We start from the raw sequence: 2639 nt of genomic DNA on the forward strand, positions 1-2639 counted from the left end.
CCTTGCAGACGTACCCGGGTTACACCGTCGCGACAACCTTGGTTTCTGAGATTGTTGCTGAGCAACCTCAATGTGTTGGTCGGCCAAATGAACGCAATGGAATCCCTGAAAAGCGGGAAGTATCCATTTAGCGGCATGGAAGCTTTGGCCATCAAATTCAAGGACAGTCATGTCATGACGATTCAGAAATGGACGTTCGCGAGCACCGTGAATAGTGAATTGCACCCCAGGCTCGGCATGATCAGGGTCGGAAATTTAAGGAGATGACTAAAGTGAAAAAAAACAATTTAAAGCTGACCCGTTTAGCACAGAGGGCAGCATGAGTGACGAATGGTGGGACTGGTTTCCCCTGAAGAGAAGCGCACAGTTTTTTGTTGTTGCGGTCTTATCGTTGCCCCTGATGGCCTGTGGTCAGGCAACTGCACCGTCTGCGTACAACCCGGCAAAGGCATCGTTGTTAAGCGAAGAAAAACGCCGCGAATACGATATTCAACTGGCTAACGAATTGGCTACATGGAATACGAATACGACTCGCTGCAATCGCGATGCGTACACCGACCCGGATTGCCGAGAAAACTTCTTCCGGCAATTGGCCGCTGACGGCTATGAAATCGCCGACATTGTTTCGCAAATCTATTTCCCGAAACAGGGGGTAATCAAGCAAAACCTCGAAGCCTACGAGCGGCTACACCAATTGGCGGAAGCGGGCGACAAATCGGCTTTGTGCTTTGCGCCGTATGTGCTGGGTCGAATGGGAGAAAAGAAGACAGTCTGGCCCTATACGGGAGAGCGCGAAGCAAAATATACACGGCGTGGCGTAGCGTTAGGTCTGCCGCTATGCGCGATCAACGAGTTTTACGCCTATTGGAATGGAGTGAACGGTTATCCAAAAGATCATCAAATGGCACATCAGCGTTTGTTGGACGCGGCCAAGGCGGGTTTGTTTTTCGCTCAGATGAATCTCTCGTATGACTACGAAAAAGAAGGATTCTCCGACCTGCACACGATACGCAAAGCGCTGTGCTGGGGGCGATTGGCCGATCAACACAGTCCGTCGTCTGGATTATGGAGTTACGCGAACTCGTTGCGTCTAGCGGCATGGGATCCAAACGATAGACAAAAGCTACTTCATCCAGAATTTATGCAGCTTGCCAAGGAATGGGATCCGGCTGCGACACCCCATCACATCAAACACGCCACCATCGAAGAATGCATTCAACTTGAAGAGAAAAAGGAGAAATAACCATGGCCGATACCCTGCAACAATTGTGGCAGCAACAATATGAAGCCCTCAATACCGGTGCTGAGTTCTACAAGTCGGTGGTGAATGAACTTGGGCGCCCCGAAAACCTCACCACCGCCCAAACAACCGTGCTACAGAGCAGCCAGCGCGGCCAGCTCGATACCGAATATCAAATCACTCAGTTCCTGAGTACCGATCAGCGTTTGCTTGTGGATGCAGACAAGCTTTCACGGCGGTTGCAGAACGACGCCACGCTATCCGTCTTCCAACGTGACCAGTTACAACGGCAACGCGATCAGCTCATATCCGAAGCGGGCGATTTTGGCCAGCTTCGGTCGGCAAAAGGATGGACGTATCCGGGCAACAGTTTCTACGTCATCGGTGGCAAACGTTACGACAACACCGGCGCACCGCCGGTGTGGGATTGGATGTCGACCGGGGGGCAGCTTGGTCAGACCGTCGACAATTTCCTTTCAAACCTTCAATCGGCAGGGCAGTGGACAGGCGATGTGTTGCGCCCCTTTTTCGGAGGAGCCACTAATCAGGAAGCGGGTACAGCCTGTGCGGGCCTTGTCAACTGGCTGGCTGGAGAATCCTACGGCAAGCTGTTCAGAGCGCCTTCCGTGCCCGGCGCCACGCCTAACGCCCAGTTCTTTTCCGATGCGTTATTTGCCGACACGCAAGGCAAAGCCATCGAACTTTCCTTCAAACCCGGAGAAAACGTTTGCCGGATGATTCTCCCCAAAGACAGCTTCAAGAGCCTGATTCGCAATTCCGGCATACTTGGATGGTCAACGTTTGATCTTGATCTGCTGCCTGAGTCAATCACGATAGAGCTCCCTGTCGAACAGGTTCGAACAGCGCTGGCACAAGAGTCGACAGCGCTCTGGCTGTCCGAGGGTATCACCCGTGATCCGGCGCAGCGTCCGTTGTTGCTGGCCTCGCTCGATACCCAGTACCAAACTTTCGAAACAATGACCGATGTGAACGAAACATTCTGGGATGTAGCATTGAACGTGACCCCCAGCGTTGGCACCGCCAACAACGCCTTCACCGTCACTACCACAACGACGCTCTCCCCCAGCCAAACCGACACCCCCGACCCGACCCAGTCGATCAGCGCCAACACCAGCACGCTGATCTCCACCGGAACCTATCTGGTCAATGGCCTCGGCGACGTCAACACCGCGACCGGCAACACCGCCTACGCCAACAACCTGATCACCGGCGGCATCCGCCCTGGCGAACAGAATCTCGTCAATGAAATCCTCGGCAGCCAGCTCGCCGAGAACTTCCTGGCCAACCCCAACCTGGTCAACTCGCCGGTCTGGGCGCCCGACGTCAATGCCGTGGCGATGAACATCCTCGCCACCGGCGTCCAGTACACCATCCCGAC

Annotated in this window: 3 protein-coding genes; all 3 read left to right on the plus strand. The window is 54.1% G+C overall.

Features of this window, described 5'->3' with window-relative positions:
- On the plus strand, positions 1-267 hold a 267-nt coding region (locus Q1J43_RS07100; protein ID WP_301101733.1), incomplete at its 5' end, for a hypothetical protein.
- Positions 268-319: 52 nt separating this feature from the next.
- Entirely contained in the window at positions 320-1243 is a 924-nt protein-coding gene (locus tag Q1J43_RS07105; RefSeq protein ID WP_301101734.1) for a hypothetical protein, read from the plus strand.
- 2 nt (positions 1244-1245) lie between these two features.
- The coding region (locus tag Q1J43_RS07110; RefSeq protein WP_301101735.1) for a hypothetical protein at positions 1246-2639 on the plus strand (1394 nt) is incomplete at its 3' end.

It is taken from the genome of Propionivibrio sp. (genome assembly GCF_029255185.1).
Lineage (GTDB): Bacteria > Pseudomonadota > Gammaproteobacteria > Burkholderiales > Rhodocyclaceae > Propionivibrio.